The organism is Mesorhizobium sp. M5C.F.Ca.ET.164.01.1.1 (assembly GCF_004792125.1).
GTDB lineage: Bacteria > Pseudomonadota > Alphaproteobacteria > Rhizobiales > Rhizobiaceae > Mesorhizobium > Mesorhizobium wenxiniae.
Genome location: NZ_SRTG01000001.1, coordinates 3,029,951 through 3,054,377, shown reverse-complemented (window position 1 = coordinate 3,054,377; position 24,427 = coordinate 3,029,951). Strand labels below are relative to the sequence as shown.

Below are 24,427 nucleotides of genomic sequence, written 5' to 3'. Positions count from 1 at the left end.
ACTTGCCAACGGTGGTGGTTGGCGAAACCGTGAGTGACAGCCAATCTCCCCCCTTGAGGGGGAGATGCCAAGTGGTGGCAAAGAGGGCAGGCCAGAGGGGGGTGTTCAAGCGCGACCATTGCGATCCTTTTATACGGAGCCCCCACCGCAAACCTGTAACTGAAGATACTCGACCTGAGCGGCCAGGAATTCGGGCCAGCCAGTGGCATCAATGTCACCAACCCATTTGCAAGCAACCTCACGCCCATGAACCTGTTCCAGCAGGCAAAAGTAAGCATGATCTCGCCACGATCCGCACAACTGCTCGTTACCGTTCATGACATCCAGCGCCGAAGACCAAGTGAACCACCGCTTGATCCACTCGCCGACCTTGCCATCCAAATCATCGACGCACTGGGCTATGAACGCGTCGAGGTCCTGTTCATTCGCTATCCAGAATTCGTCTCGACTTCCCAGTAGAAAATTTCCGTCAATCCTGTCGAAAGCAACTCTGAGAAATGGCGGCGGCCGTGCGGTACTTTGATACCTCACATTGTACCAATTTGTAAAATCCCTGAATGACCTATGGAATTTCTTCCATTTGAACACAGCCGCCAGCGCGCAATTATATCCGCCGTACCGCCGATCCGCATAGCAATCGAACTCGATGCTGAAGTCGGTCAACTTGTCAGTGGATGCGACCCCAAGCCTGCCGCCGTCCGGCTTGAACCATTTCGCCCCAAGGCGCGAATGAAGTTCTCCTGAAACTGTTTTTCGAATGGTCTTTGAATCTAGCATCTGGGTCAGGACGCCGACATCCGCGCCAGCTGCAAATTGATGAACTGGATACCCTTGGCCGCCATCCGCGCCCATTCGGAGCTGGCGTCGAGCTCGAGATAGCGCGACCAGTTCCGGCGCGCCTCGGCGAGGTTGCCGGCGTCGAACTCCAGCCGTGCCAGGTTGAACACCGCGTCGGCATAATTGGCATCGAGCGCGATCGCCTTTTGCAGGTGCCGCCGTGCCGAGGCGTCGCGGCCCTCATCGCTCATCAGCCCGGCCAGATTGAACCAGGCCTCGACAAAGCCGGGGTCACGCTTGATGGCGCGGGCATAGTCGTGCACCGCCTCGGCCGCGCGTCCAGCGGCGCGCAGGCAGTTGGCGCGGTTGAAGGCGGCGATCGCGTCGCTCGGGTCGATGGCGAGACAGCGCTGGTAGAGTGCGGCCGCCTGCTCGTGGTGTTCAGCCTCTTCCGCGGCTTCGGCGTCGGCGAACAATTCTTCCAGCGTGTCGTCATCCGGCGACCCCAGGTCGAACAGCAATTGGCCGTCAAGCTCGCTCTGGCCGCCCTCGAGATAGATCACATCCGCACGCCCATGCTGCGAGCCGACATTGAGCGACTTGGCGGTCAGCGAGGCGATCGGGCCGCAGCGGTGCACCGAGCGCGCGATCGCCCCCCATGAGGCGCCGCCGGCAATCAGCCCGGCATATTTGCGGGCCAGGATCAGGTCGCGAAACGAATAGGGCTCGCAATCATGCTCGAAGGCATCGAAAAGCGAAAACAGGTCGAGATCGGCGGCGGCAAGCCGCGACTGGTCAATGAGCGACTGCCTGGGCAGCGCCGAGGCCTCCGGCGCCTTCATCAGCCCGAGCAGGCGCAAAAAGCCGTTTTCGCTGATCAGCTTTCGGCCAGTCGCGCGCTCGGCCGCGACGCGGCGCTCGATCTCGGCATCCCCGGTCTTGGCCAGAAGTGTGCGACCGAACACGACATGGCTGGTGCGCCTGTTAACGCCGCGCCGCAATTGGCCGTGCTGGCGTTCGACCTCGCGCGCGGCCAGCCTGAGCGGGAACGCCGCCAGCGCCCCGATGGTGCCGAAGACGGTGCCGGCGAGAGCTGTCACCCTTTGCTCTTGCCGACGGCCTTCAGCAAATTGGCCTTGAGCGGATTTTCCTTGGCCGCGCCGGCGCCGGCCCTGGCGGTTTTCGCTGCAGGCTTGGCCGCTTCATCGGCCTTGCTCTTGCTCTTGGCCGGCGGCTTGGCCGACTGCGACAGGCTGGCCTTCAGCGCATCCATCAGATTGATCACATTGCCGCGCTCGGGGGCGGCGGCGGTGATAGGCTTGTGGCCCTTCAGCTTTTCGCGGATCATCGCCATCAGCGCGATCTCGTAGCGATCCTCATAGTTCTTCGGGTCGAAGGTGGTTTCCTTCTGCTTGATCAGCGCTTCGGCAAGCTGCAGCATTTCGGGGTCGGGCTTGCCGGCCGGGATGTTGCCGAAATATTCAGCCGTGCCGCGCACTTCGTTCGGGTTCCTCAAGGTGCAGACGAACATGCCGTTCTCACGCGCGCCGATCGTCACTACCCGTTCACGGCTGGACAGCACCAGCCGGGCGATCGCCAGCTTGCCGGACTTGCGCATGGCTTCGCGCAGCACGGCGAAGGTTTCCTCCGCCATCGCGCCATCCGGCGCTAGATAATAGGGCGCGTCCTGGTAGATGACGTCGACCGAACGCTCGTCGACGAAGGCCTCGATGTTCATCGTGTGGTTGGATTCGATGCGCACCGCCTCGAGGTCGGCATCGTCGATGATGATGTACTGCTTGTCCTCGTATTCGTAGCCCTTGACCAGATCCGAGCGCTCGACCAGCCCCAGCTCGGGGTCGACCGGCTTCATGTTGATGCGGTTGTGGGTGTCCTTGTGCAGCTGATTGAAGCTGATCCGCTCACTGGCGCTCGTCGCCGGATAAAGCCGGACCGGACAGCTGACGAGGCTGAGCTTGAGGTAACCTTTCCAACTTGCCCTGGGCGCCATGAAACTCTCCTACGCGGCCGTGCACTGTCAAACTGTTCGCAGCGCTTCGTCCAAAGGACGATCGGCGCTGCGCAAAACCTACATCGCCCTTACAATACCGGCAAATCCCTAGCGAAATCTTCCATGTCGGCCCAAGGGTCGCCGGAGGTGGCCAGAAGGCCCGGCAGCGAAGAATAATTCAAATCTTCCGGAGCGTCGATGGATTCCAGATCGGACCAGCTCACCGGGGTCGAGGCCGGCAGGTTTGTGCGGGCGCGCAGCGAGTAAGGTGCCGCCGAGGTGTGGCCGCGCGCATTGCGGTGATAATCGATGAAGATGCGCCGCTTGCGGTTGTCCTTGCCCATGGTGGTGGTGAAGGTGTCGGGCGCCGTGGCGGCCAACGCCGAGGAAATGGCGCTGGTCGCCTGGTGCAGTTTCTTCCAGTTCTGTTTTTGCGTCACCGGCACTGATATGTGGATACCCTTGCCGCCCGAGGTTTTCGCGAACGGCACCAGCCCCAAAGCCTCCAGCCCGGCGCGGATATGCACCGCCGCCTCGACAACCTCACGCCAGCTAATCCCCTCGCCCGGGTCGAGGTCGAAGACGATCAGGTCGGGCTTGTCGAGCCGCGTGCGATGGGTGCCCCAGGTGTGGAACTCGACGACGCCGAACTGCGCCAGCGCCAGATAGCCCTTGGCGTCCTCGACCGACAGATAGGATTTGGTCTCGCCCTCGGAATTGGTCGCCTCGAAGGTCGCCACCGATGACGGCATGCCGGTAAAAGCATGGCGCTGGAAGAAGCAGTCCTGCGGCCTGCCGGTCGGGCAGCGCACCAGCGACACCGGGCGGCCGAGGATGTGCGGCAGCATGAAGTCGCCGACCAGCGCATAGTAGACGGCGATGTCGAGCTTGGTCGGTCCGGTCTTGCCGAACAACCGTCGCGTCGGATTGGTCACCCAGATTGTGGCGAGGTCGGCTTCGGCGATCAGCCGCTTGCGCTTGGCCGACACCGACGTCGATAGGCCGACGTCGCGCAGTCCGCGGAACACCGCATGGCGCAGCGCATTATCGGTGGTCCGGTTGGCATAGTGGATATGGGCCGCAAGCAGCGGCCGCACCCAGTTCATCTCGCGCATGATCTCGCGCGGAACCCCTTCGGGTGCAGACGCGCCGGCGCGCAAGGGCTCCAGCCGAGCCAGCAGGTCGGCGGCGGTGGCGGCGTCGAAGCCGGTGCCGACCTTGCCGCGATAGTGCAGTTCGCCATCCTCGAATTCGCCGAGGCCGAGTGCGGCCAGTCCCTCGGCTGCATCGGAGACTGTGTAGCCGGCGATGACGAAGTCGCCGTTCTTCAGCGCCTTGATCTTGGTCCAGGTCTTGGTGCGGCCGCTCTGGTAGATTGCCGTGGCGCGCTTGGAGACGACGCCTTCCAGTCCTATCTCGGAAGCCTGGTCGTAGAGCGCCTGGCCATCGCCTTCGACGTGATCTGAGAACTGGATGGCGGAGTTGGCACCCAAGCCGGACAGCAATTGCGACAGCAGCGCCTTGCGCCGGCCGAGCGGCGCTTTTCTCAGGTCCCAGCCGTCGAGATGCAAGAGATCGAAGGCGTAGAAGTGGAGCTTGTTGCCGGCGCCCTCGGCCAGCGCGTCCTGCAACAGAGCGAAGCGGCTGATGCCCTTGGCGTCGAGCACGACGATCTCGCCGTCGATGACAGCCTCACGGCATGGCAGCCTGGCGAAGGCATGCGGCAGGTCGCCATAGCGCCTGGTCCAGTCGAGGCCAGCGCGTGTGATCAGCCGCACCTCGCCCTCGGCCAGATGCGCCATGGTGCGATAGCCGTCGAACTTGATTTCGTGCAGCCAGATTTCGCCGGTGCGGCTCGCGGGGGCATCGCCGCCCGGCGGCTTTGCCACGGTCGTCGCCAGTTGCGGCTCGATGCGGGTGGGCGGCGGCGCCTTGATCGCACCCGGCAGCGCACCGGGTTTCAGCACGACGGGTTTCGCAGGTTTGGGGGCTGGCTTCGGCGCTTCGACCAGTTCTTCGATGCGCCGTCCCGTTTTGACGCTTTCCGGCCGCTCGGCAAGGATGTCGAGCGCTGGATCGGCGGCGAGATCGCGCTCCTTGAACAGCAGCCAGTTTTTCTTCTCGCCGTCGCCGGGCTTGGCCTTTAGCCTGGTCAGCATCCAGCCGCCATTCAGCTTCTCGCCGGCGAGACGGAACTTGAAGGAACCGGTGCGCAGGCTCTTTTCGACATCGTCCATCGGTGCCCAGACGCCGGTGTCCCAGACGATCATCGGCCCGCCACCATATTCGCCCTCCGGAATGACGCCTTCGAAGTCGATATATTCGAGCGGATGGTCCTCGGTCTCGACCGCCAGCCGCTTGTCGGCGGGATTGAGCGACGGGCCGCGAGGCACAGCCCAGCTCTTCAGCACGTCGCCGACTTGCAGGCGAAGGTCGTAGTGGTCGGCAGTGGCGTGATGCTTGTGCACGACGAAGCGGTTGCCTTCTCCGGCAACCAGCCCGCCGACGGGTTCCGGCGTCTTGCTGAATTCGCGCTTGGCGCGATAGGCCTTGAGTTTGGGGGTCATGTCCGCATGCCAGGCGGGATGCGTCGGCTGCGCAAAAACAAGGACTTGACCCGCATCGCTTGAATCATTCTGTCAGCCTGCGGCAGGCCGATGTCGTGCCTCACACAGCTCAATCGTCGGTGGCCGGCGTCAATTCGAGCTCGGCCGGCGACAGACCCTGCTGGAGCTGGCTCAGCCGGAATTCGTCGACCCAGTAGGCCTCGCCATCGACGAGGACACGCGCTTTGTAGGCGCCGGCGGAGAAGCTTTGTGCGGTGATATAAACCTTGTGGCGGTCGAGCGCCTTGCGCACTGCAGCGCGCTTGGAATTCTGGCTGGTGACGGAACTGGCCATGGACTCGCTCATACACACGCCGCCGCAGGAAAAGACGGTCAGCATAAGGATGGCCGAGACCGGGTGTTCTGTCAATTTGGGCAGTGGCCAGGGAGTGGGCAAGGCGCTTAGCGGAAAGCTCACGCGATCGTGCGATCAGCCTCGACCGAGCGACTGTGGAAACCAGGCGAGCGCTCTATATGGTCCTGACGCAATAGTCCTGACGCCCACGAACCCTGACATTATCCGGAGATCTCATCCATGACCTTGAGCACACGCAAGCTCGGCAGCCAGGGGCTGCAGGTATCGGTGATCGGCCTCGGCTGCATGGGCATGAGCCAGTCCTACGGCCCGGCCGACGAGGCGGAATCGATCGCCACACTGCACCGCGCCATCGAGCTCGGCTGCACCTTCCTCGATACGGCGGAAGTCTATGGCCCGCACACCAATGAGGAACTGCTCGGTCGCGCCCTGAAGGGCCGGCGCGACGAGGTGACGATCGCCACCAAATTCGGCTTCCGTATCGAAAATGGCAGGCAGATCGGCACCGACCGCAACAGCCGGCCCGAGCATATCCGTGAGGCGGTGGACGGCTCGCTCGGCCGGCTCGCCACCGATCATATCGACCTGCTCTACCAGCACCGCGTCGACCCGGCGGTGCCGATCGAGGATGTAGCGGGTGCTGTTAGCAAACTAATCACTGAAGGCAAGGTGCGCTTCTTCGGCCTGTCGGAGGCGGGTGCCGCCAACATCGGCCGGGCGCATGCCGTGCATCCGGTGTCGGCGGTGCAGAGCGAATATTCGCTGTGGGAACGCAATCTGGAACCGGAGATCATCCCGTTGCTCAGCGAACTCGGCATCGGCCTGGTGCCATTCGCGCCGCTTGGCCGCGGCTTCCTCACCGGCGACGTCAAGCGCGCCGAAGAGTATCCGGAAGGCGACTTCCGCCGCGGCGATCCGCGCTACCAGGGCGCCAACTACGACGCCAATGTGCAGGCGGCAGGGATTGTCCGCGACATCGCGGCGGCCAAGGACGTCAAGCCCGGCCAGATCGCGCTGGCCTGGCTGCTGCACAAGGGCCGCGATTTCGGGCTGGACATCGTGCCGATCCCCGGCACCAAACGCAGAAAATACCTCGAGGAGAATGTCGCCGCTGCTTCCCTCAAGCTCGATGCCGTCGCAATGCAGGCGCTCGACGACGCGCTGGCGCCGGGCAAGGTCTCGGGTGAGCGCTACAACGAACGCATCATGGGGATGATTGACCGGTAGGCGGCGTCTACGGCAGCTTCGCCAGTTCGGCGCCGTGCCGTATGGCAAGCAATGCGTCCCGGTTCGTCACAGGATAGCCTGTGATGAAGCGTTCGACCGAAAACCCCGGAAATTCGGCTCTCAAGCGGGCCGTAGCGCGCGCCGCTTCGCCGGCCGCGCCCGTGGCCATATACGAGAGTGCCAGGAACATCAGCACGTCCGGCGACTCCGGCGAACTCCTGCGGAGCGCCGCAATGGCTTGCTCGTGTCTGCCGGCGACGAACAGGATGCGGCCTTGCATGCCGAAATACCAGGGCGGGGCCAATGGATTGAGGCGCATGGCACGCTCGATGAGCGGGATTGCCTCGGCCGGATTTCCGACGACAAGCGCCTTGCTGCCGGCCAGCAGCGTCAGTATGCCGGCGTGGTTGGAGCCGTATTCGAAAGCGCGCCGGTGCGCGCGCTCCGCTCCTTCGAGATCGCCAAGGCATGCCCTGACATTGCCAAGGCATGCGTGGGCGCAGCTGTCCGTCGGGTCGAGGCGCAAGGCGTTTTCGGCCGCCATCCGCCAGTTCTCGATCGACGTCAGCACGTCGTCGCCAAAGCCGTTGCAGGCCTCGACCGAATAGGCATAGGCGAGCTCGGCCCAGCAGTTGGCGAAAGTGGGGTCAAGCTCCAGCGTCGCGTGAAAACAGGCGGATCGCCTCGACATTGCCGGCGCGGCTGAACGTGGTGTGCTGTTCGACGCCAAGCAGGTAAAAATCATAGGCCCGCAAGCTGGCCGGCGGCTTGCGGCGAACCGCATTGCGGCCAACCGTGGCCAGCGTTCCGTAACTGCCGGCAAACACGTTGATGATGCTTTCGGTCAGGCTGTCCTGCAGCGCGAAAATGTCCTCGGCCGGGCGATCGTAGCGCTCCCTCCACAGGCTGACGCCGCTACCGGCATCTGCAAGCTCGATCGTCAACCGAATCCTCTGGTCGTCCGCACGCAACTGGCCCGATACGAAATAGGTGACGCCGAGCGCCTTGCCGTCTGCCGCGAAATCGGCCGGCTTGCTGCCCAGCGATTTCATCGTGTGGAAGGCGATGACAGGCAGGCCCGCATAACGTGCCAGGTCGATGGTGATGTCTGACGACAGGCCGTCCGCAAAGCGGCGCCAGCGCTCGTCGGAATTGAGGCATTCGATCGGAAATATGGCGAGCACCGGCGGGGCGCCGGACAAGGAAGGAGCCGGCGCTGCCCTGGAAGCGCCGCCACCAAAATACGCCGCGAGTCCGATCTTGGTGCGCACGCCAAGTTTTTCGTAGATGGCCGCAAGGTGGGTGCGAACAGTGGTCGGGGCAATGAAAAGTGCATTGCCGATTTCGCGATAGGTCATGCCGGCCGCGAATTTTTCCGCGACCGCGCGCTCGCGACCCGACAAGGCATCGAGCGTACGAGCCGAGCCTTCATCGGTCGCGGTGATTTCGGGTTGGAGCCCGCCATGAGGCAAGTTGACCCGGAACCGGACCTTATGCGCCAAATGTCGTCCTCGATGAGTCACTGCCACGGCAGTCCTGCGGCGCTGAGGCGTGACAACAGTTTATTCCTGAACTCCGGACCGCGCGCCTGCTGCAATTGATCGACATGCTTGCCGGTCAGCGTGGGCGACTCGTGCGAGACGAGCGACACGTCTTTCCGCGCAGACTTGAGATCGCCTATCCCGACGTATGATGCAGCCCGCAGGATCCGTGCCCAGTGGTATTCAGGCAGGACCATCAGAAATCGATCAAACGAGGCAGTCGCGGCGTCATAGTTCCCCGCGGCGTATTCGGCATCGCCCCTGAACAGAAAGATCGGATGATAATCTGGACTGAGAACGTTGGCCCGCGCGAAAGCCGCCTGTGCACCTTCGAGATCTCCTGCGTAAGTCAGCCCGATTCCCAGCCAGGTATGGCACTCTGCATCGTTCGGATTGAGTGCGATGGCCCGCCGCAGGCAGCCAAGGCCTGTCTGCAAGTTTCCGAGATAAGTCTCGGCCAATCCGAGAGCACTGTGCAGACATGCTTCCCGGTCATCGCAACGAAGTCCGGCCCGCGCCTCATCACCAGCCCGGCGAAAGGCCTGGATGGGTTCACTGGACCATCCGTTGAAGCAGGAGTGGAAATCGACCCAGGCAAGGGTCTCTCTTATCAAGACATGGTCTGGCTCGGCGGCGAGGAGCCTTTCACAGAGACGCCGCGCTACAACCATGCCTTTCGCCGTCGGCCGTTCGACGTGGTAAAATGCCTTCAGATAGAGCTTGTGGCGCTGAACTGCTTCCTCGATGGCGGGCGGGCCTGCCGCATGCTTCATCAACACCTGGAACAGGTTTCCGCTGATCACGCCTGTCAATTCGTCATGCGATGACGTCTGGGCGAGATCGTATCTTGCGCTCCAGACCTCGACTTCCTCCTGGGCGTCCACGAGATGCGCGAAGGCGTGCGTGGCCTTGTCCTTGCGATGGACCGCGACTTCCAGGACATAGTTGGCTCCCGTGGTCCTGCCGATTTCCTTGACAGTGAGATGCCGCTTCGCGAGCGCGAACATTGTGGCCGCTGCGACGATTCCGATCTGGGAGAAGCGGCCGAGCTCTGCGGTCAACGCGTGCGTCAATGCATCCGCGTCGGTCTTTGTTTTGCCGAACTGACCCTTAACCGGCATCACCGCCAGCCGCGGTTTTCCGCTTTGATGGAGTGACAGCCCGCCCGGCCTAGCGCCGGAAGCGCCGGCAAAATGGGCCGCAAGCCCGATCTTGGTGCGCACGCCAAGTTTTTCGTAGATGGCCGCAAGGTGGGTGCGAACAGTGGTCGGGGCAATGAAAAGTGCATTGCCGATTTCGCGATAGGTCATGCCGGCCGCGAATTTTTCCGCAACCGCGCGCTCGCGACCCGACAAGGCATCGAGCGTCTGCGCTTTCGAAGCGTCGTTGAGCATCATGGTGGAACCCGTCCCAGGACAGAATACTACAAATGCAGGAGGTCAAATACTGCATCTGCCCGATCCCGCCGCAGGCGCACAAATTGCAAGATCGCTTGCAGCAACAAGCTGCAATCAGGGGAGGTTTCCATGCGTCCTGTATCGATCATGCTGGCATGCACGATCCTGAGTTTTTCCGCCGCCCAGTCGCCGTCGTTCGCAAGAGGATGCAGGCAGGTGCTGGAATCGGATGTGAAAATCACGAGCATGCGCCTTTATGCCGACATCCTGGCCAATGCCGCCCGCCACGGCTGGGACTACACGCCTGAATCGATCGTCAGCGGCTCAAAGCGGCACTTCGAGGAGATGAAGCTCCAGTTGAACGACGCCGGCTATGAGATCGTGCCCGTCGGCACCCGCCTTTATTGCAAGCGGTTGGACAAGCTGGCCCTCCGCTAGAAACCAGCGATCCGCCCTTTGCAGCGCAAGCTTTTCGAGACATTGATATGTCGAAGCTGCAGGCCAACTGTCTGCTCCTGCTTGCTGCTGCCTTTTGGGGCTTCGGTAATGTCGCGCAGAAAACCGTGCTGGATCATCTCGATCCGCTCAGCGCCGTGGGGATGCGCTGCCTGATCGCGGGGCTCATGGCCGTGCCGCTGACGATGCTCGAATGGGGAGGGAAATTCGGGCCCGGCTACTGGATGAGCCTCATCAAAGTCAGCATTCTGTTTTCGATTTCTATTATCATCCAGCAGGTTTCCTACCTCGATACCTCGGTCACCAATGCGAGCTTCCTGGTGAGCACGGCAACGGTGATGACACCGCTCGCGGCCTGGTTCCTGGTTGGCGAGCGCCCGACTGCTATCGGCGGACTTGCTGCCGCCATGACATTGGCCGGTGTCCTGCTGTTGTCCGGAGGCTTGACCGCCAGCTTCAGCCAGGGCGATCTCGCCGCGATACTGTCGGCCGCGTGCTGCGCGCTTTGGATGGTGGAGCTTGGCCGTCATATGCAGACCCACGGCGCGCCGGTCGCGACCGCTGCTGCTCAATTTCTTGGTGCCGCCGTGATCACTCTGCCGCTCGGCTTCCTTCAGGGCAATCTATCGCTGGCCGCCATCAGCGATGCAGGCCCGGAACTCGCCGTGCTCGGCATCTTCTCCACCGGGGCCGCCTTCGGCATCCAAACGCTCGCTCAACGCTTCACGTCCGCCAGCCATGCCGCAGTGATCGTCAGCGCAGAGAGCGTGTTCGGAGCGGTTGGCGCCGCCATATTCCTGGGCGAGCGGCTGTCGCCAACCGGAGCAGTCGGCGCTGCGGTCGTGTTTGGATCGATCACCTTGCTGTCGCTGACGACCGACAAAATCAGCAAGCCGGCGGTGGCAGACTGAGAGATTATCGGGGCGCAACCTCTGCGCCATGCGCGTCAGCGTGATCAACCGCGCCGGCGAAGTGACGCGCGGACCCACCGGATGAAGAGACGGGTTCAACTGCTGCCGACGCAGAATGCTGCAAATGGAGAACCCTGAACACCGCATCTGACCGATTGTGCCGTCGCCCTTCGGGCGCGGCTCCCATTAGATTTCAGCACAATATCAGCATGCGTTCAGGACGCGGAGGCCATGTCGCGGCGATGCTCTCGGGAGACAAACCCGATGAGCGGCCATGACACTCACCCTGACAGAAGACCTCCTCGCCAGGATCGATCGCAAGATCGAAGACGCCGGCCCGGGCCCCGGACTGCGCAATCTGAAGGATCGCGACTACGCCGAGATTCGCAAGCAACTGCTCGCGGGACGCCCGCGTAACGTCTGGGTGTTTGCCTATGGCTCCCTGCTGTGGAACCCATGCTTCGAATTCGTCGAGGAGCGACCGGCGACCGTCCATGGCTGGCACCGGCGATTTTCGCTGTGGCTGACCCGCTGGCGCGGCACGCGCGAGCGGCCCGGGCTGATGCTTGCGCTCGACCGCGGCGGCAGCTGCCGCGGTATCGTCTACCGCCTCCCCGACCTCGATATCGACGCGGCGATCGACCGGCTGTTGCGCCGTGAGATGAGCGCCAATCCGCCGACCAACATTCCGCGCTGGGTCTCGGTTCGAGGCGCGGCTGGGAATTTGCGGGCCATCGCCTTCGTCGCCGACCGGAATGGCCCTGCCTATGCCGCAGATTTGCCCGAGCAGACCACGGTGGAAATCCTGTCGCTCGCCGCCGGTCACATCGGAAGCTGCGCCGACTATCTGCGCCGCACCGTCGTTCAGCTCGAAGCCCGCAACATCCGCGACGCGACGCTATGGCGGCTGCAGGGCAAGGTCGCCGTCTACCTCAGATCATTGCAATCCGGCACGCCCTTGCCGGCACCAACCCTGGAGATCGATCATGCATGCGAAGGTTGAAGGACCATTCCTCCCGTCGGTCCTGGCACGGGAGGCGGTGCACCGGATCCTGTCGACGGGCAACGTTGAATTCTGTGGCGGCGAAACGGCTCAGATGCTGCACTATCTCGACCGGCTGATGCCGAGTGAGGAAGGCATGATTTCTGCCGAAACGATTCCTGCAGAAACGAGGCCGCGCCTGTGGCAGCGCCTTTCCCGCATCTTTCGGGCTTGACCTTTACCGGCTTATGCGGCTCCGATGATCGTTGCGCAATCAGGCGCAGCGGTGGTGCAGGAGCTTGGCACACCAGGTCGGCAGCTCGGTTCTCGATCTCGACCGCGGCACATTGCGGCGTGACGGCGAGATCGTGCCGGTGCGGCCAAAGACCTTCGACCTGCTGGCCTTCCTGGTGCGCAATCCCGGCCGTGTGCTGAGCAAGGACGAACTGTTACAGGCTGTCTGGCCCAGCACAATCGTGACGGAGGACTCGCTTACGCAATGCATTCGCGATGTGCGCAAATGCATTGGCGACGAGACGCAGTCGCTGGTTCGCACCGTGCCTCGGCGCGGCTACATGTTCCAGGCTGCCGACGACAGCCTGCCCGCTTCGCTGCCGCCGGCCACCGCTGCGGTTCAGATTGAACGAGCGCCCGAGCCGATGGTCGCCATCCTGCCGTTTCGCGTTAACGTTGACGACGCCGCGACAAAGCAGCTCTTCGACGGCGTGGTCGAGGAGATCATCAACGCGCTTTCCTACTTCAAGACCATCGCGGTGCTGGCGCGCCATTCGGCCTTCGCGCTTGCCGAACATTCCGACCAGGACATCTGGGCGACCGCCGAGCGTCTCGGCGCCGACTATGTCGCGGAAGGCAGCGTCGAGAGCGCTGAGGACGGCTATAGCACGCACGTCGTGCTGTCCGAGACGGCGTCCGGCCGGCGCATCTGGGCGCAGGCGTTTTCGTTCAGGACCAGCGATATCTTCGTCTTTCAAAGGATGGTGGCGCAACGGATCGCGACCGCGCTGGTCGCCAACATCGAGAGCGCGGCGATACGGCGCACGTCCCCCGCGCCCGCAGCCAACATCGAGGCCTATGTCCATATCCTGCGCGGCATCGCGCTTCTGCGCAGCTATGGCGAGGGCGTCAACCAGCAGGCCCGCGAACATTTGCTGAAGGCGCTCGAACTCGATCCGGATTCGGGGCTCGCTCACGCTTATCTCGCCTTGGCGGACACGATCATAGGCGGCTATGGCGGCGCGCCCCGCGCCCTGCTCGATCAGGCGCGAGACCGGGCCTTGCACGCCACTGCACTCAGCCCGGACGAGGCACGTTGCCACCGCATCCTGGCGTTGATCCTTCTCTACCTGGCCGAATTCGACGCCGCCGCACGCCATTTCGCGCGCGCATTGGATCTGAACCCCTATGATGCCGACACGTTGGCGCAGACGGGCTTTTTCGAGGTGATACGCGGCCATGGCGAGGCCGGCCTGGTGCTGCTGGACCAGGCAATCCAACTCAATCCGATGCATCCCGCCTGGTATTATTACGACCGGGGTGAGGCCCTGCTTGTCCTTGGTCGCTATCCGGAAGCGGTGGCGTCTTTTTCCTGCCTCCCGCGAAAGAGTGCCTGGCAATGGTCGCGGCTGGCGGCTTGTCACGCGCTTGGCGGCAATATCGACAAGGCAAGGGCCTGCACCAGGGAGGGCCGTCGCCTAAACCCCGGCCTGACCGTGCAGGGAATCATGGCCGACCTTCACATGATGGGCTCGGAAGATCGGGAGCGGATACGGTCCGGTCTCGAGTTGGCCGGATGGGATGAAGCGCAATTGCCGGACGCGCTATTGCCGACAACACCATGAGCAGCATCGGAGTGTTGGGCGCATGACGCGGCCATGAGTCGGACCCTACCGTTCTTGCGCAAACCTCCGGCCTTGGCTAGCATCCGCCTGCCGGCGCCGAGCGGAGGAGAACGTCGCGGCGGACCGGCTGGAGCGCCGTTGCGTCCCCTTGGGCGCTCAAAGGACACTCCATTTCTAGACCGACGCATGAACCTGCCGGAGACCCATTTCGGCTTTCGGAGCCATGCGCTCATATGGAGGAGACTAAATTGATCAACAGACGTGAATTCCTGCTGTCGTCTGTGGCGACGGGCACATTGGCTCTGGCCGCACCGCGACTGGCTTTCGCCCAGGACAAGCTGACCATCCTGGGCTCGGTGCCGAGCCTCGGCTTTCCGTTCTTCGTTCACATGCTGAACCAGATCAAGGCGGAGGCGCAGGCGCAAGGCGTCAACCTGACCGAGAGCGACGGCCAGAACTCGGCGCCTAAGCAGACCGCCGATATCGAAGCGGCGCTTGTGCAGAAGGTCGACGCCATCGTCATCTCGCCGCTCGACGTCAACGCGCTGGCGCCGGCCATCGAGCAGGCGGTCCAGGCCGGCATTCCCGTCGTCACCATCGACCGCCGCGTCGACGGCGTCGAAGGCATCCTCGCCCATGTCGGCGCCGACAATGTCAAGGGCGGCGAGGCCGAAGCGCAGGCCATGGTGGCGGCGTTCCCGAACGGCGCCAAGATCTTCCATTTGCAGGGCCAGCCAGGTGCTGGGCCCGCGATCGACCGCAACAAGGGCGTGCACAATGTTCTCGATCCGCTGAAGGACAAGTACCAGATCGTCTTCGAGCAGACCGCCAACTTCGCCCGCGCCGAGGCGCTGTCCGTCACCGAGGCCGGCCTTGCCGCCAACGGCAAGCCCGACGCGATCATCTGCGCCAATGACGACATGGCACTCGGCGCGGTCGAAGCCTGCGCGGCGCGTAACTTCACCGACGTCAAGATCTACGGCTTCGATGCGCTTCCCGAAGCGCTGGTCGCCGTGCGGGACGGCAAGCTGGCCGGCACCGTCGAACAGTTCCCCGGCGAGCAGTCGCGCACCGCGGTGCAGATCGCCGTCGCCTATGCCAAGGACAAGACCGAGCCGAAGGAAAAGCTCGTCCTGCTGACGCCGATCGTCATCGGCAAGGACAATCTCGACAAGGCGGAAAGGCTGGGCGAGACAAAGTAGTCGGTTAGGTTGTGATTGCTATGCCGGCGCGGCAGTATCCCTACGGCAAAGATCAATGGCCGACCTTGGCGCCGCCCCTCATCCGCCTGCCGGCACCTTCTCCCCGTATAGTAACGGGGAGAAGGGAAGCGCTCCAGCGCCGGCGCCCCCCGCTCCCCCGTTCTTCACGGGGAGAGGGTAAGGGTGAGGGGCAGCGCAGACGTCCCATGTGTATGTAGGGGGCAACACTTGTCGCTAGCTGAAGTCGCATCATCGCCCCCGCTCCTCGCCGTCGAGGGCGTGACCAAGCGCTTTGCCGGTGTGACTGCGCTCAGCGATGTCTCGCTGGAGGTTCGGCCCGGCGAAATTCTCGGCCTGCTCGGCGAGAACGGCGCCGGCAAGTCGACGCTGCTCAAGATCCTGTCCGGCGTGATGCCGCCTTCCAGCGGCCGCATCGTCTTCGACGGCGTCGAATTCAATCCGCACAATCCGCAGGATGCCAAGCGCCTCGGCATCGTCACCATTTACCAGGAACTGAGCCTGATCCCGACGCTCACCGTGGCGGAGAACATCTTCATCGGCCGCGCGCCGCTCGGGCCGCTCGGCCTGGTCAGCTGGCGGAAGATGGAGGAGGACTCCCGCGCGATCATCGCCCGCGTCGGCCTGAATATCGATCCGGCGACACCGGTGTCGGCACTGTCGGTGGCCGAGCAGCAGCTGGTCGAGATCGCCCGTGCGCTGTCGCTGAAGAGCCGCCTCATCATCATGGACGAGCCAACCTCGGCGCTGACCGAAACCGAAGTGCAGAAGCTGATGTCGATCATGGGCCGGCTGCGCAAAGACGGCGTCGCCATCATGTTCGTCACCCACCGGCTGGAAGAGGCCTCTGCCATCTGCGACCGCATGACAGTGCTGCGCGACGGCAGGCTGGCCGGCCATCTCGACCGCGACGGCGGGCCGATCAAGCTGCCGAAAATCATCGAGAAGATGGTCGGCCGCGCTGCATCCGAGCTTTATGCCAGGCCGACGCTGCGCGATATCGCCGGCGACATCAGGCTTTCCGTGCGCGGCCTGCGCACGGTGCGCGATCCGCAGGCGCCGCACGCCATCGTGCTCGAAGGCGTCGACCTCGATCTCAAGGCGGGCGAGATTCTCGGCGTCGCCGGCCTCGTCGGCTCCGGCCGCACTGAGCTCGCCCGTGCCATCTTCGGCGCCGACCGCATTGCCGCCGGCACCATCACGCTCGACGGCAAGCCGATCGCACCTGAAACACCCGCCGACGCCATCGCGCTCGGCATTGGCCTGGTGCCGGAAGACCGCAAGCATCAGGCGATCTTCGCCACCCTCGGCATCCTGACCAATTTTTCCATCGCCGCGCTCGGCCGCTACTCCAACGCCGCCGGCTTCATGACCGAGAGGCGCGAACGCGAGGCGCTGGCAAGCTACAGAAAGGCGCTGTCGATCCGCATGGCCTCACCCGAGCAGCCCATAGAGGGACTGTCCGGCGGCAACCAGCAGAAGGTCATCCTCGCCCGCTGGCTGGCGCGCGACCCCAAGGTGTTGATCGTGGACGAGCCAACGCGCGGTGTCGATGTCGGCGCCAAGGCCGAGGTGCACCAGATCCTGGTGCAGCTCGCCGCGCGCGGCATCGCCATCATGATGATTTCTTCGGAATTACCCGAAGTGCTTGCGGTGTCGGACAGGATCGTCACCATGCGGCGCGGCCGCATCACCGGCGAGATGCCCGGCATCGAGGCGACAGAGGAAAAACTGATGGAACTGATGGCGCTCGACCAAATGCAGGAAGCGACGCAATGACCAGCACGACCGAACAGAGCCAGCGCGGCGGCATCAATGTCGCGCGGCTGCTGATGAGCTTCGGCCCGCTGATGTTCCTGGCGCTGCTGATCGTCGTCTTCACCGTCCTGAAGCCGAGCTTCATCGACCCCATCAATATCTTCAACATCATGCGGCAGATCTCGATTACCGGGCTGATCGCGCTCGGCATGACCTTCGTCATCCTCACTGCCGGCATCGACCTGTCGGTCGGTTCGCTGCTGGCTTTCTGCGGCATGGTCGCGGCGGTTGTGGCCAAGGGCGGCGCCGCCAACACGCTGTCGCTGTCGACGTCCGGCACGCAAGGCTATGGCTGGTTCGCAGCCCTTCTGGCCGCCGTCGTCGTCGGCGCGCTTGCCGGCGGTGTCCAGGGCTTTGCCATCACCAGGCTGAAAGTGCCGCCTTTCGTCGTCACGCTCGGCGGCCTCACCGTCTTTCGCGGCCTGACGCTAACGATCTCCAATGGCGGGCCGATCTCCGGCTTCGATGCCTCGATGCGCTGGTTCGGCACCGGCCTGATCGGCCCGGTCCCGGTGCCGGCGATCATCTTCGCGGCGGCGGCGATCCTTTGCCACATCGTCCTGCGCTACACGCGCTACGGCCGCGCCGTCTACGCGGTCGGCGGCAATGCCGAGGCGGCGCGGCTGTCGGGCCTGCGCGTCGACCGCATTTTGATCTCGGTCTATGTCATCGTCGGCTTCTTCGCCGGCCTCGCCGCCTTCGTGCTGTCGGCGAGGCTCAATTCCTCGGAAGCCGTCGCCGGCATCGGCTACGAACTGACGGTGATCTCGGCCGTTGTAATCGGCGGCACCTCGCTGTTCGGCGGCGTCGGCAGCGTCGGCGGCACGGTGGTGGGTGCAGCACTGATCGGCGTGCTGCAGAACGGACTGCAGTTCAACAACGTCTCGTCCTACACGCAAAGCATCGTCATCGGCCTGATCCTGATCCTCGCCGTGGCCTTCGACCGCTGGCTGAAATCGCGGGTGAGACGGTGAGGGTTGAGAGATAGTACCTATCTAGGGCTCGGCGGGACAGCGCCCCCCTCTGTCCTGCCGGACATCTCCCCCTCGAGGGGGGAGATGGATGTTCACCTCGCAGTCTCCAACGTTGGCTGAAAGGCACCCGCTCAGGCGGGTGCGTTCACAGGCTGCGAACGCGTCGCCCAATCCGCGACGCGCCCACCCGCAACTGTAGAGCTTGTCCGCGGCGCGAGAAGATCGTTGCGTCGGGCAAATGCAACGAAGGTCGCCCGCGCCGTTTCGGCATCGATCTCTCCGTCCATCGCGGCCCGGCAGGCCTTGGCCGCGATGTCGTGCGCTGCCGTCCGGCTCGCCCGCGGCCAGTCGGCCAGCAGCGCATAGGCTTCAGACGCGCTTTCTATCTTCGTCGGTGTGCCGAGGCCGGTAAGGATGGTGACCGGCTTTTCAAAAGAAGAACGATCCATGACACTCTCCTTTCTGGGTTCAACTGTCTCCATTCCATGTCCAAAAACCGGGCCGGGTTCAACAACCGGGCCGGTTCCTAGTATCGGGCCGGGTTCAATTGTCGGAACCGTGCGAATTTCGGGCGCAGCTGACATCGCAGCGTCGGCGCGTCGGCAGGTCGGAGTGGCCAGAATGCTCGGCCGCGGCAGCGCCTGATGCGCCTTGGCGAGCGCCTCCAGCCAGGCCACCACGCCGAGAGGCGGATGCTCGCACCCGCAGAGCCAGTTCCTTGCCGTTGCGACCGGATAGCCCGCCTCTTCGGCGAAATCGGTTTCCGACCACCTCAGCAGGCGCAAGCATTCACGCATCCGCGCCGCAATCATTTGCGCTCCTCCTTGCCGGCTCCCAATCGCTGAGCCGATAGGAACATCAGCGTGTAGGCCGCCTTGCGGCGATCCCAGCCGGCCGACTCGACTGCGTCCAGCAATCCGTCGACAAGCGGCGCCAGCGCCGTTTTGCACTCCGTTTCATAGTTGAAATCGGTCTTGGAAAGGGTCGGCGCCGCGATCTTTCCGAAGCTGTTCATCATGTCCATGGCAACACCTGCTTATGATCCGGGCAAGGCCGTGCCCGACTTCGCGTCGGCGGGCACGGCCGTTTGTCCTCAGAAGCTGGCGTCAGAAGTCCATGCCGCCGCCGCCGGGCATCGCCGGGGCTGCCGTTTCCTTCTTCGGCTTCTCGGCCACCATCGCCTCGGTGGTCACCAGCAGGCCGGCAACAGAGGCGGCACCCTGCAGCGCGGTGCGCACGACCTTGGCCGGATCGATGACGCCCTGTCCGTAGAGGTCGCCGAACTCGTTGGTCTGTGCGTTCCAGCCATAGCCGAAGTCGGTCGTCTCGCGCAGCTTGCCGAGGATGATCGAACCCTCCGCACCGGAGTTCTCGGCGATCTGGCGCACCGGCGCTTCGATGGCGCGACGCACGATATCGACGCCGGTCTTCTGGTCGGGATTGTCAACGGCGACGTTATCGAGCGCCTTCGCCGCCCTGAGCAGCGCCACGCCGCCGCCGGGCAGGATACCCTCCTCGACCGCCGCGCGTGTGGCGTGCATGGCGTCGTCGACGCGATCCTTGCGCTCCTTGACCTCGATCTCGGTCGAGCCGCCGACGCGGATGACTGCGACACCGCCGGCGAGCTTGGCCAGCCGCTCCTGCAGCTTCTCGCGGTCGTAGTCGGAGGTGGTTTCCTCGATCTGGGCCTTGATCTGGCTGATGCGCGCCTGGATTTCATCCTTGCGGCCGGCACCGTCGACGATGGTGGTATTCTCCTTCTCGATCAGCACCTTCTTGGCGCGGCCAAGCATCTCCAATGTGACGTTCTCAAGCTTGATGCCGAGGTCTTCCGAGATTGCCGTGCCGCCGCTCAGGATGGCAATGTCTTCCAGCATGGCCTTGCGGCGATCACCAAAGCCCGGCGCCTTGACGGCTGCAACCTTCAGGCCGCCGCGCAGCTTGTTGACGACGAGCGTCGCCAGCGCCTCGCCTTCGACGTCCTCGGCGATGATCAGCAGCGGCTTGCCGGATTGCACGGCGGCTTCGAGTACGGGAAGCATGGCCTGCAGATTGGACAGCTTCTTCTCGTGGATCAGCACATAGGGTTCTTCGAGCTCGACGCGCATCTTGTCCTGATTGGTGATGAAATAAGGCGAGAGGTAGCCACGGTCGAACTGCATGCCTTCGACCACTTCCAACTCGGTCTCGGCGGTCTTGGCCTCCTCGACGGTGATGACACCCTCATTGCCGACCTTTTCCATCGCCTCGGCGAGGAAGCGGCCGATCTCGGCATCGCCATTGGCCGAGATGGCGCCGACCTGGGCGATTTCGTCGTTCCTGGTCACCTTGCGGGCATTGGATTTCAGGTCGGCGACGACGGCGTCGACCGCCTTGTCGATGCCGCGCTTCAGGTCCATCGGGTTCATGCCGGCAGCGACGGCCTTGGCCCCTTCCCTGACGATGGCCTGAGCAAGAATCGTCGCGGTCGTGGTGCCATCGCCGGCGGTGTCGCTGGTCTTCGAGGCGACCTCGCGCACCATCTGCGCGCCCATATTCTCGAACTTGTCCTCAAGCTCGATTTCCTTGGCGACGGTAACGCCGTCCTTGGTGATGCGCGGGGAGCCGAATGACTTGTCGAGGATAACGTTTCGGCCCTTGGGACCGAGCGTCACCTTCACCGCATTGGCGAGGATATCGACGCCGCGCAGCATCTTCTCGCGGGCTTCGGTATGGAATTTCACATCCTTGGCAGCCATTGGATAACTCCTTCAAACAGGCAGCTTTTCGGTGACTGATTGCTCGTCCAGGCCGCTCAGGCGGCCTTCTGAATCTGGTCTGTCAATTCCATCACGCCCAGCACGTCGCTTTCTTTCATGATGAGCAGGTCCTCGCCATTGAGCTTGATCTCAGTGCCCGACCATTTGCCGAACAGGATATGGTCGCCGACCTTGACGTCGAGCGGCTGCATCTGCCCGCTATCGTCGCGCGCGCCGGGACCGGCGGCGATGACCTCGCCTTCCTGCGGCTTCTCCTTGGCAGTGTCGGGAATGATGATGCCGCCCGCGGTCTTCTCGTCGACCTCGATGCGGCGGACCAGGATACGGTCATGCAATGGACGGAACGCCATGTCGTTCTCCTCATAGGACAAACAGATTTCTTGGACCTCCCTTCGCAGCCGACCGTACAACGGCCGATGCAATGGTGCGCGACGCCTGTTCAGGCAGCGCGCATATCGAGTTAGTCTGCCGATCGAAGCTTTCAAGAGGCCGTCGAAAAAATTTTAGCACTCGCCGTGGTCGAGTGCCAACGCACTGTAATAATGGCGCTATTCCAGAAGTTGACACGTCGGATGCGGCTTGAAATCGCGGCGCAACCTTCCGACATCGCCGTCGATCTCGGCACCGCCTGCCGGCGGCCGGAACCGATGAGGAAGCGGAGGCGTTTTTCCATGCGGAGGATGGACGCCTGGGCGTTCGAAAAGGAGACGGCATGGTCAGCAATGAGTTCCAGGTCAGCAACGCGTTCCGGCTCCAGATGCAGGGCTTTGGCCTGACAACGGCGGAGATTCATTATCGTCTTCCCGACTACCGGGACCTGCTGCAGCTCTTCATCTGGCAGGAATACGACATCGCCCCGGATTTCCCGACGCTGAAGCATTTCCTCGAATATTGGGAACGTGAGATCGAAGGCCCGCTGCATTCCGTGCGCGTTGCTCATCACCGTCTGATCCAGCCCTCCGAATGGCGGGCGGTGGATGGCGTCATTCCGCTCCAGTGACACAGGAAGAGGCGGCCTTTCATGAAAGCGCCGCCTCAGCAGCACAGCGTCCGCCCCCGGCGTTCAGGTGGATTGGCGTTCAGGTGGATTGATGCTCAGGTCGATTTACGTCCCGTGACAAGCAGTCCGGCCGTGCGAGCCGCCTTGACGAAGGCCGTGCGGGCCTCGCGGGCGGTGCGCCAACCGTCGAGCGCGTCGCGGCAGGCTCGATAGGCTGCGCGCCAGCTCCGGCCGCGCGCCCGGTCCGGCCACTGCTGCATGCATTCGATGGCTTCCCAGCTGCTGGCGACCTTGCGCTCTCCGACGGATTGGAGCTTGAGCGTGATCGGCTCGGAAAATGGGACGTCCTTCATCACTTCCTCCTTGTTTCTGTTTTTTAGAGCAAGTAACACCCTCGATTAAGCAGGAGGGCGGCCTGATCGGCGCCGGCAAACGAGATGGTTCGTCTGCCTGCGCGCTTCAAGACCTCCTGCCCAAACCCTGTCTCCCGCCCAGACGCAGCGGCCGGCTATATGTCGTCGTCCGGCGGCTCGAGAAGCCCGATCAGCGTCGCCACCCTAGCCGACGGCAGGGGGCGGCCCTCGTTCACCAGCGCCTCATCGGCGCCGACCCATGCAAAGGCCTCCCGCAACTCCTCGATCGTCGCGCCGGTCGAGGCAATGTCGGCTATAACGGCGTCGTCCACCGGGCCCAGCACCGAAATAATCTCGTCGCGTGTCATGGTCATGATATCCTCCATGCGGCGGGCCGGCGCGACCCTCAAATGACGGTTGAAACGGCATTTCCAGCTACAATCTGGCAACAAAAAATCTGGCAGCGGGACAGAATCTGGGTCTTGATTTCGGGCTGGCAATAACCAAATCGACATTGCCGGTTGCCGAATGGGGCCGGCAGAACCCAGGGAGCGCCAAGCTCTTTGGCGTCCCTCGTACTATGTTGCTCAGTGGAGGATGTAGCTATGAGAACCGCATTCGATTTTTCCCCGCTCTATCGGTCGAGCATCGGTTTCGACCGCATCTTCAACCTGCTGGAAAACGCGCCTCAGGCAGCGGAAACCTGGCCGCCTTACGACATCGAGCGAAGCGACGAGAACACCTATCGCGTGACGATCGCCGTCGCCGGCTTTTCCGAAGACGATCTCGACATCAGCCACGAGCCCAACCTTCTGATCGTCTCGGGCGAGCGCAAGGAACAGGGCACGGTGGAATATCTGCATCGCGGCCTTCCGGTGCGGCCGTTCACACGGCGCTTTGAGCTTGCCGATCACATGACGGTCACCGGCGCCTCGCTCAACAACGGCCTGCTGACGATCGACCTTGTGCGCGAAGTGCCCGAGGAGATGAAGCCGCGTCGCATTGCAATTCCCAAGCAAGACGGCGCGCCGAAGGGCGGGCAGGTCGAGAAGCCGAAGCAGGCCGCCTGAGCGAGGGCGAGCTCTGGCGCCTTTGGCACAACCAGTCGAGAAAGGAGAACGTCAATGGCTATTCGTGATCTCATTCCGTGGGGCCGGGAGAACAGTCCGGTTCCCAGCTTCTATCGTGACGATGACCGGGACCCGTTCATGGCGTTGCATCGTGAGATGAACCGCATGATCGACGACGCGTTCCGCGGTTTCGAAACGCGCATGCCGTCGCTCAGCGGATTTTCGTCGGCACGCGCCAGCTGGCCGAGTGTTGAAATCTCAGACGGCGAGAAGGAGATCCGCGTGACCGCCGAAATCCCCGGCATGGACGAGAAGGACGTCGAGGTGCTGCTCGAGGACGGCGTGCTGACGCTGCGCGGCGAGAAGCGCTCGGAGACCGAGGACAAGGACAGGCACTTCTCCGAGCGGTTCTACGGCCGCTTTGAGCGCCGCATCCCGCTCGGCTACGAGGTAGAAGAGGACAAGGTGAACGCCGCCTTCCACAACGGCGTGCTCAGCGTGACGCTGCCCAAGACCCAGCGCGCTCAGACGAAGGCCAAGCGCATCGCCATCAGTGGCAGCAAAGTCAGTGCTGGCGGAAGCAAGCACTGACGACATCGGCAGCCGGACGCGCACGCGCCCGGCTGCGCTCAGTCGGTGGATACGCCACCGACTACCGCGTTTGCAATCCAGCCGTCCGCCGATGGGCTGATACCTTGGGAGGACAAGCCCCGCCAGCATCAACTTCCGGCAGCGGGCTTGGCCTCTTCAGCGCGGTCAAGAGATAGTCCTGCACCTTCGCTTGAACGTTCGTCGTGGCGGTGCGCACCGCCGCCATCGCGTCCTTCACCGCCGCTTCGCCGAAGGGCGAAGCCTGCTGCGCCGCCGCCAGAGTGGCCCGCGCAATGCGCAGCTCGCGCAGTGCGGCCAAGGTGCGCGGACAATTTGCGCGGCGGATGCTGCGGAACTCCTTCCTCACCTCGGGCGAAAACCGTGTTGCTGTACGGGCCGGTGAAACTGCGGGCCGAGCGGCCACGGAAACGACCGAAACCCAGGAAGCCCCTACGCGCGCCGGCGAAAAATTCACCGGCAGCCGGTTTCGGTGTCTTATCTAGTCAAGCAAACTCACTATTTGCAGGATTAGGACCAACAGCACAAAGCCAAGGACACA

At 63.3% G+C, this 24,427-nt stretch carries 29 protein-coding genes; 12 read left to right on the top strand and 17 right to left on the bottom strand.

Translation table 11 applies throughout. The features are described from left to right. Positions 1–129: 129 nt before the first annotated feature. The 5 genes from EN807_RS15005 to EN807_RS14985 form a co-directional block, all read right to left on the bottom strand. The gene (locus EN807_RS15005) at positions 130–852 is read right to left on the bottom strand and encodes a hypothetical protein (RefSeq protein WP_135935473.1); all 723 of its coding nucleotides are present in this window, start codon (positions 850–852) and stop codon (positions 130–132) included. Continuing rightward, positions 783–1,877 carry a tetratricopeptide repeat protein gene (locus tag EN807_RS15000; protein WP_135935472.1) on the bottom strand — a complete coding sequence of 365 codons (1,095 nt, stop codon included), beginning with the start codon at positions 1,875–1,877 and terminating at the stop codon, positions 783–785. The genes EN807_RS15005 and EN807_RS15000 overlap by 70 nt, the downstream gene beginning before the upstream one ends. Next, positions 1,874–2,788, bottom strand: a complete 915-nt coding sequence (locus EN807_RS14995; RefSeq protein ID WP_135935471.1) for a Ku protein — start codon at positions 2,786–2,788, stop codon at positions 1,874–1,876. The genes EN807_RS15000 and EN807_RS14995 overlap by 4 nt, the downstream gene beginning before the upstream one ends. A gap of 89 nt (positions 2,789–2,877) precedes the next feature. After that, on the bottom strand, positions 2,878–5,355 hold the full coding sequence (ligD, locus tag EN807_RS14990) for a DNA ligase D (RefSeq protein ID WP_135935470.1): 2,478 nt from the start codon (positions 5,353–5,355) through the stop codon (positions 2,878–2,880). 109 nt (positions 5,356–5,464) lie between these two features. Continuing rightward, on the bottom strand, positions 5,465–5,689 hold the full coding sequence (locus tag EN807_RS14985; RefSeq protein WP_029351283.1) for a hypothetical protein: 225 nt from the start codon (positions 5,687–5,689) through the stop codon (positions 5,465–5,467). A 240-nt stretch (positions 5,690–5,929) separates the two neighbouring features. Here EN807_RS14985 and EN807_RS14980 point away from each other — a divergent pair, with 240 nt between their 5' ends. Further along, the gene (locus EN807_RS14980; RefSeq protein ID WP_135935469.1) at positions 5,930–6,937 is read left to right on the top strand and encodes an aldo/keto reductase; all 1,008 of its coding nucleotides are present in this window, start codon (positions 5,930–5,932) and stop codon (positions 6,935–6,937) included. 7 nt (positions 6,938–6,944) lie between these two features. Here EN807_RS14980 and EN807_RS36550 read toward each other — a convergent pair whose 3' ends face one another. Genes EN807_RS36550 through EN807_RS14965 form a run of 4 tightly spaced genes read right to left on the bottom strand, consistent with a single transcriptional unit; the run spans position 6,945 to position 10,117 of the window. Beyond that, positions 6,945–7,628 carry a tetratricopeptide repeat protein gene (locus EN807_RS36550; RefSeq protein ID WP_246684105.1) on the bottom strand — a complete coding sequence of 228 codons (684 nt, stop codon included), beginning with the start codon at positions 7,626–7,628 and terminating at the stop codon, positions 6,945–6,947. Further along, complete coding sequence (locus EN807_RS36545; RefSeq protein ID WP_246684104.1) at positions 7,585–8,439, bottom strand: LuxR C-terminal-related transcriptional regulator; 855 nt, start codon at positions 8,437–8,439, stop codon at positions 7,585–7,587. The genes EN807_RS36550 and EN807_RS36545 overlap by 44 nt, the downstream gene beginning before the upstream one ends. A 17-nt stretch (positions 8,440–8,456) precedes the next feature. After that, positions 8,457–9,872: a LuxR C-terminal-related transcriptional regulator gene (locus EN807_RS14970; protein ID WP_281405206.1), complete on the bottom strand. Its 1,416-nt coding sequence runs from the start codon at positions 9,870–9,872 to the stop codon at positions 8,457–8,459. 29 nt (positions 9,873–9,901) lie between these two features. Beyond that, positions 9,902–10,117 (bottom strand): hypothetical protein, encoded by a 216-nt coding sequence (locus EN807_RS14965; protein WP_135935467.1) that lies wholly within the window; start codon positions 10,115–10,117, stop codon positions 9,902–9,904. Between EN807_RS14965 and EN807_RS14960 the strand changes: the two genes are divergently transcribed. From EN807_RS14960 to EN807_RS14925, 8 genes are all read left to right on the top strand, one after another. Beyond that, complete coding sequence (locus EN807_RS14960) at positions 10,107–10,313, top strand: hypothetical protein (RefSeq protein WP_128340647.1); 207 nt, start codon at positions 10,107–10,109, stop codon at positions 10,311–10,313. The genes EN807_RS14965 and EN807_RS14960 overlap by 11 nt on opposite strands. 47 nt (positions 10,314–10,360) lie before the next feature. Further along, positions 10,361–11,242 carry a DMT family transporter gene (locus EN807_RS14955; RefSeq protein ID WP_135935466.1) on the top strand — a complete coding sequence of 294 codons (882 nt, stop codon included), beginning with the start codon at positions 10,361–10,363 and terminating at the stop codon, positions 11,240–11,242. Between the two features lie 274 nt (positions 11,243–11,516). Further along, on the top strand, positions 11,517–12,245 hold the full coding sequence (locus EN807_RS14950) for a gamma-glutamylcyclotransferase (protein ID WP_135935465.1): 729 nt from the start codon (positions 11,517–11,519) through the stop codon (positions 12,243–12,245). After that, positions 12,229–12,459 (top strand): hypothetical protein, encoded by a 231-nt coding sequence (locus tag EN807_RS14945; RefSeq protein WP_135935464.1) that lies wholly within the window; start codon positions 12,229–12,231, stop codon positions 12,457–12,459. The genes EN807_RS14950 and EN807_RS14945 overlap by 17 nt, the downstream gene beginning before the upstream one ends. A gap of 64 nt (positions 12,460–12,523) precedes the next feature. After that, on the top strand, positions 12,524–14,083 hold the full coding sequence (locus EN807_RS14940; protein ID WP_189522419.1) for a winged helix-turn-helix domain-containing protein: 1,560 nt from the start codon (positions 12,524–12,526) through the stop codon (positions 14,081–14,083). 251 nt (positions 14,084–14,334) lie between these two features. Then, positions 14,335–15,285 (top strand): substrate-binding domain-containing protein, encoded by a 951-nt coding sequence (locus EN807_RS14935; protein WP_127316150.1) that lies wholly within the window; start codon positions 14,335–14,337, stop codon positions 15,283–15,285. Between the two features lie 228 nt (positions 15,286–15,513). Continuing rightward, complete coding sequence (locus EN807_RS14930) at positions 15,514–17,082, top strand: sugar ABC transporter ATP-binding protein (protein ID WP_135935462.1); 1,569 nt, start codon at positions 15,514–15,516, stop codon at positions 17,080–17,082. Then, complete coding sequence (locus EN807_RS14925) at positions 17,079–18,095, top strand: ABC transporter permease (RefSeq protein WP_135935461.1); 1,017 nt, start codon at positions 17,079–17,081, stop codon at positions 18,093–18,095. The genes EN807_RS14930 and EN807_RS14925 overlap by 4 nt, the downstream gene beginning before the upstream one ends. Positions 18,096–18,226: 131 nt before the next feature. On the opposite strand, the gene EN807_RS14920 is transcribed toward EN807_RS14925, so the two are convergent. The 5 genes from EN807_RS14920 to EN807_RS14900 form a co-directional block, all read right to left on the bottom strand. Further along, positions 18,227–18,544: a DUF982 domain-containing protein gene (locus EN807_RS14920; protein ID WP_135935460.1), complete on the bottom strand. Its 318-nt coding sequence runs from the start codon at positions 18,542–18,544 to the stop codon at positions 18,227–18,229. 359 nt (positions 18,545–18,903) lie between these two features. After that, positions 18,904–19,119 carry a hypothetical protein gene (locus EN807_RS14915; protein WP_127314686.1) on the bottom strand — a complete coding sequence of 72 codons (216 nt, stop codon included), beginning with the start codon at positions 19,117–19,119 and terminating at the stop codon, positions 18,904–18,906. An 82-nt stretch (positions 19,120–19,201) separates the two neighbouring features. Next, complete coding sequence (gene groL, locus EN807_RS14910; protein ID WP_135935459.1) at positions 19,202–20,833, bottom strand: chaperonin GroEL; 1,632 nt, start codon at positions 20,831–20,833, stop codon at positions 19,202–19,204. Between the two features lie 56 nt (positions 20,834–20,889). Further along, entirely contained in the window at positions 20,890–21,204 is a 315-nt protein-coding gene (locus EN807_RS14905) for a co-chaperone GroES (protein ID WP_135935458.1), read from the bottom strand. A gap of 131 nt (positions 21,205–21,335) precedes the next feature. Next, on the bottom strand, positions 21,336–21,527 hold the full coding sequence (locus EN807_RS14900) for a hypothetical protein (RefSeq protein ID WP_135935457.1): 192 nt from the start codon (positions 21,525–21,527) through the stop codon (positions 21,336–21,338). Between the two features lie 39 nt (positions 21,528–21,566). Between EN807_RS14900 and EN807_RS14895 the strand changes: the two genes are divergently transcribed. Further along, positions 21,567–21,854, top strand: a complete 288-nt coding sequence (locus tag EN807_RS14895) for an usg protein (RefSeq protein WP_135935456.1) — start codon at positions 21,567–21,569, stop codon at positions 21,852–21,854. 95 nt (positions 21,855–21,949) lie between these two features. Here the strand turns inward: EN807_RS14895 and EN807_RS14890 are convergent, their stop codons facing one another. Beyond that, positions 21,950–22,207 (bottom strand): DUF982 domain-containing protein, encoded by a 258-nt coding sequence (locus tag EN807_RS14890; protein WP_095482768.1) that lies wholly within the window; start codon positions 22,205–22,207, stop codon positions 21,950–21,952. A 155-nt stretch (positions 22,208–22,362) separates the two neighbouring features. Continuing rightward, entirely contained in the window at positions 22,363–22,575 is a 213-nt protein-coding gene (locus tag EN807_RS14885; RefSeq protein ID WP_065009118.1) for a hypothetical protein, read from the bottom strand. Between the two features lie 237 nt (positions 22,576–22,812). On the opposite strand from EN807_RS14885, the gene EN807_RS14880 reads away from it, so the two are divergent. Further along, entirely contained in the window at positions 22,813–23,277 is a 465-nt protein-coding gene (locus tag EN807_RS14880) for an Hsp20 family protein (protein ID WP_135935455.1), read from the top strand. A 54-nt stretch (positions 23,278–23,331) separates the two neighbouring features. Further along, positions 23,332–23,868 (top strand): Hsp20/alpha crystallin family protein, encoded by a 537-nt coding sequence (locus EN807_RS14875; RefSeq protein ID WP_135935454.1) that lies wholly within the window; start codon positions 23,332–23,334, stop codon positions 23,866–23,868. Between the two features lie 61 nt (positions 23,869–23,929). Here EN807_RS14875 and EN807_RS14870 read toward each other — a convergent pair whose 3' ends face one another. Then, positions 23,930–24,235, bottom strand: coding sequence for a periplasmic heavy metal sensor (locus EN807_RS14870; RefSeq protein WP_246684102.1), 306 nt, complete (start codon positions 24,233–24,235; stop codon positions 23,930–23,932). Positions 24,236–24,427 lie beyond the last annotated feature (192 nt).

Coding starts and splice junctions, on each gene's coding strand:
- EN807_RS15005 (WP_135935473.1), bottom strand. CDS start 852: ATGGGCGCGGATGGCGGCCAAGGGTATCCAGTTCATCAATTTGCAGCT.
- EN807_RS14995 (WP_135935471.1), bottom strand. CDS start 2,788: ATGGCGCCCAGGGCAAGTTGGAAAGGTTACCTCAAGCTCAGCCTCGTC.
- ligD (WP_135935470.1), bottom strand. CDS start 5,355: ATGACCCCCAAACTCAAGGCCTATCGCGCCAAGCGCGAATTCAGCAAG.
- EN807_RS14985 (WP_029351283.1), bottom strand. CDS start 5,689: ATGGCCAGTTCCGTCACCAGCCAGAATTCCAAGCGCGCTGCAGTGCGC.
- EN807_RS14980 (WP_135935469.1), top strand. CDS start 5,930: ATGACCTTGAGCACACGCAAGCTCGGCAGCCAGGGGCTGCAGGTATCG.
- EN807_RS36550 (WP_246684105.1), bottom strand. CDS start 7,628: ATGTCGAGGCGATCCGCCTGTTTTCACGCGACGCTGGAGCTTGACCCC.
- EN807_RS14970 (WP_281405206.1), bottom strand. CDS start 9,872: ATGCTCAACGACGCTTCGAAAGCGCAGACGCTCGATGCCTTGTCGGGT.
- EN807_RS14955 (WP_135935466.1), top strand. CDS start 10,361: ATGTCGAAGCTGCAGGCCAACTGTCTGCTCCTGCTTGCTGCTGCCTTT.
- EN807_RS14950 (WP_135935465.1), top strand. CDS start 11,517: ATGACACTCACCCTGACAGAAGACCTCCTCGCCAGGATCGATCGCAAG.
- EN807_RS14945 (WP_135935464.1), top strand. CDS start 12,229: ATGCATGCGAAGGTTGAAGGACCATTCCTCCCGTCGGTCCTGGCACGG.
- EN807_RS14925 (WP_135935461.1), top strand. CDS start 17,079: ATGACCAGCACGACCGAACAGAGCCAGCGCGGCGGCATCAATGTCGCG.
- EN807_RS14920 (WP_135935460.1), bottom strand. CDS start 18,544: ATGGATCGTTCTTCTTTTGAAAAGCCGGTCACCATCCTTACCGGCCTC.
- EN807_RS14915 (WP_127314686.1), bottom strand. CDS start 19,119: ATGGACATGATGAACAGCTTCGGAAAGATCGCGGCGCCGACCCTTTCC.
- groL (WP_135935459.1), bottom strand. CDS start 20,833: ATGGCTGCCAAGGATGTGAAATTCCATACCGAAGCCCGCGAGAAGATG.
- EN807_RS14905 (WP_135935458.1), bottom strand. CDS start 21,204: ATGGCGTTCCGTCCATTGCATGACCGTATCCTGGTCCGCCGCATCGAG.
- EN807_RS14900 (WP_135935457.1), bottom strand. CDS start 21,527: ATGGAAAAACGCCTCCGCTTCCTCATCGGTTCCGGCCGCCGGCAGGCG.
- EN807_RS14895 (WP_135935456.1), top strand. CDS start 21,567: ATGGTCAGCAATGAGTTCCAGGTCAGCAACGCGTTCCGGCTCCAGATG.
- EN807_RS14890 (WP_095482768.1), bottom strand. CDS start 22,207: ATGAAGGACGTCCCATTTTCCGAGCCGATCACGCTCAAGCTCCAATCC.
- EN807_RS14885 (WP_065009118.1), bottom strand. CDS start 22,575: ATGACACGCGACGAGATTATTTCGGTGCTGGGCCCGGTGGACGACGCC.
- EN807_RS14880 (WP_135935455.1), top strand. CDS start 22,813: ATGAGAACCGCATTCGATTTTTCCCCGCTCTATCGGTCGAGCATCGGT.
- EN807_RS14875 (WP_135935454.1), top strand. CDS start 23,332: ATGGCTATTCGTGATCTCATTCCGTGGGGCCGGGAGAACAGTCCGGTT.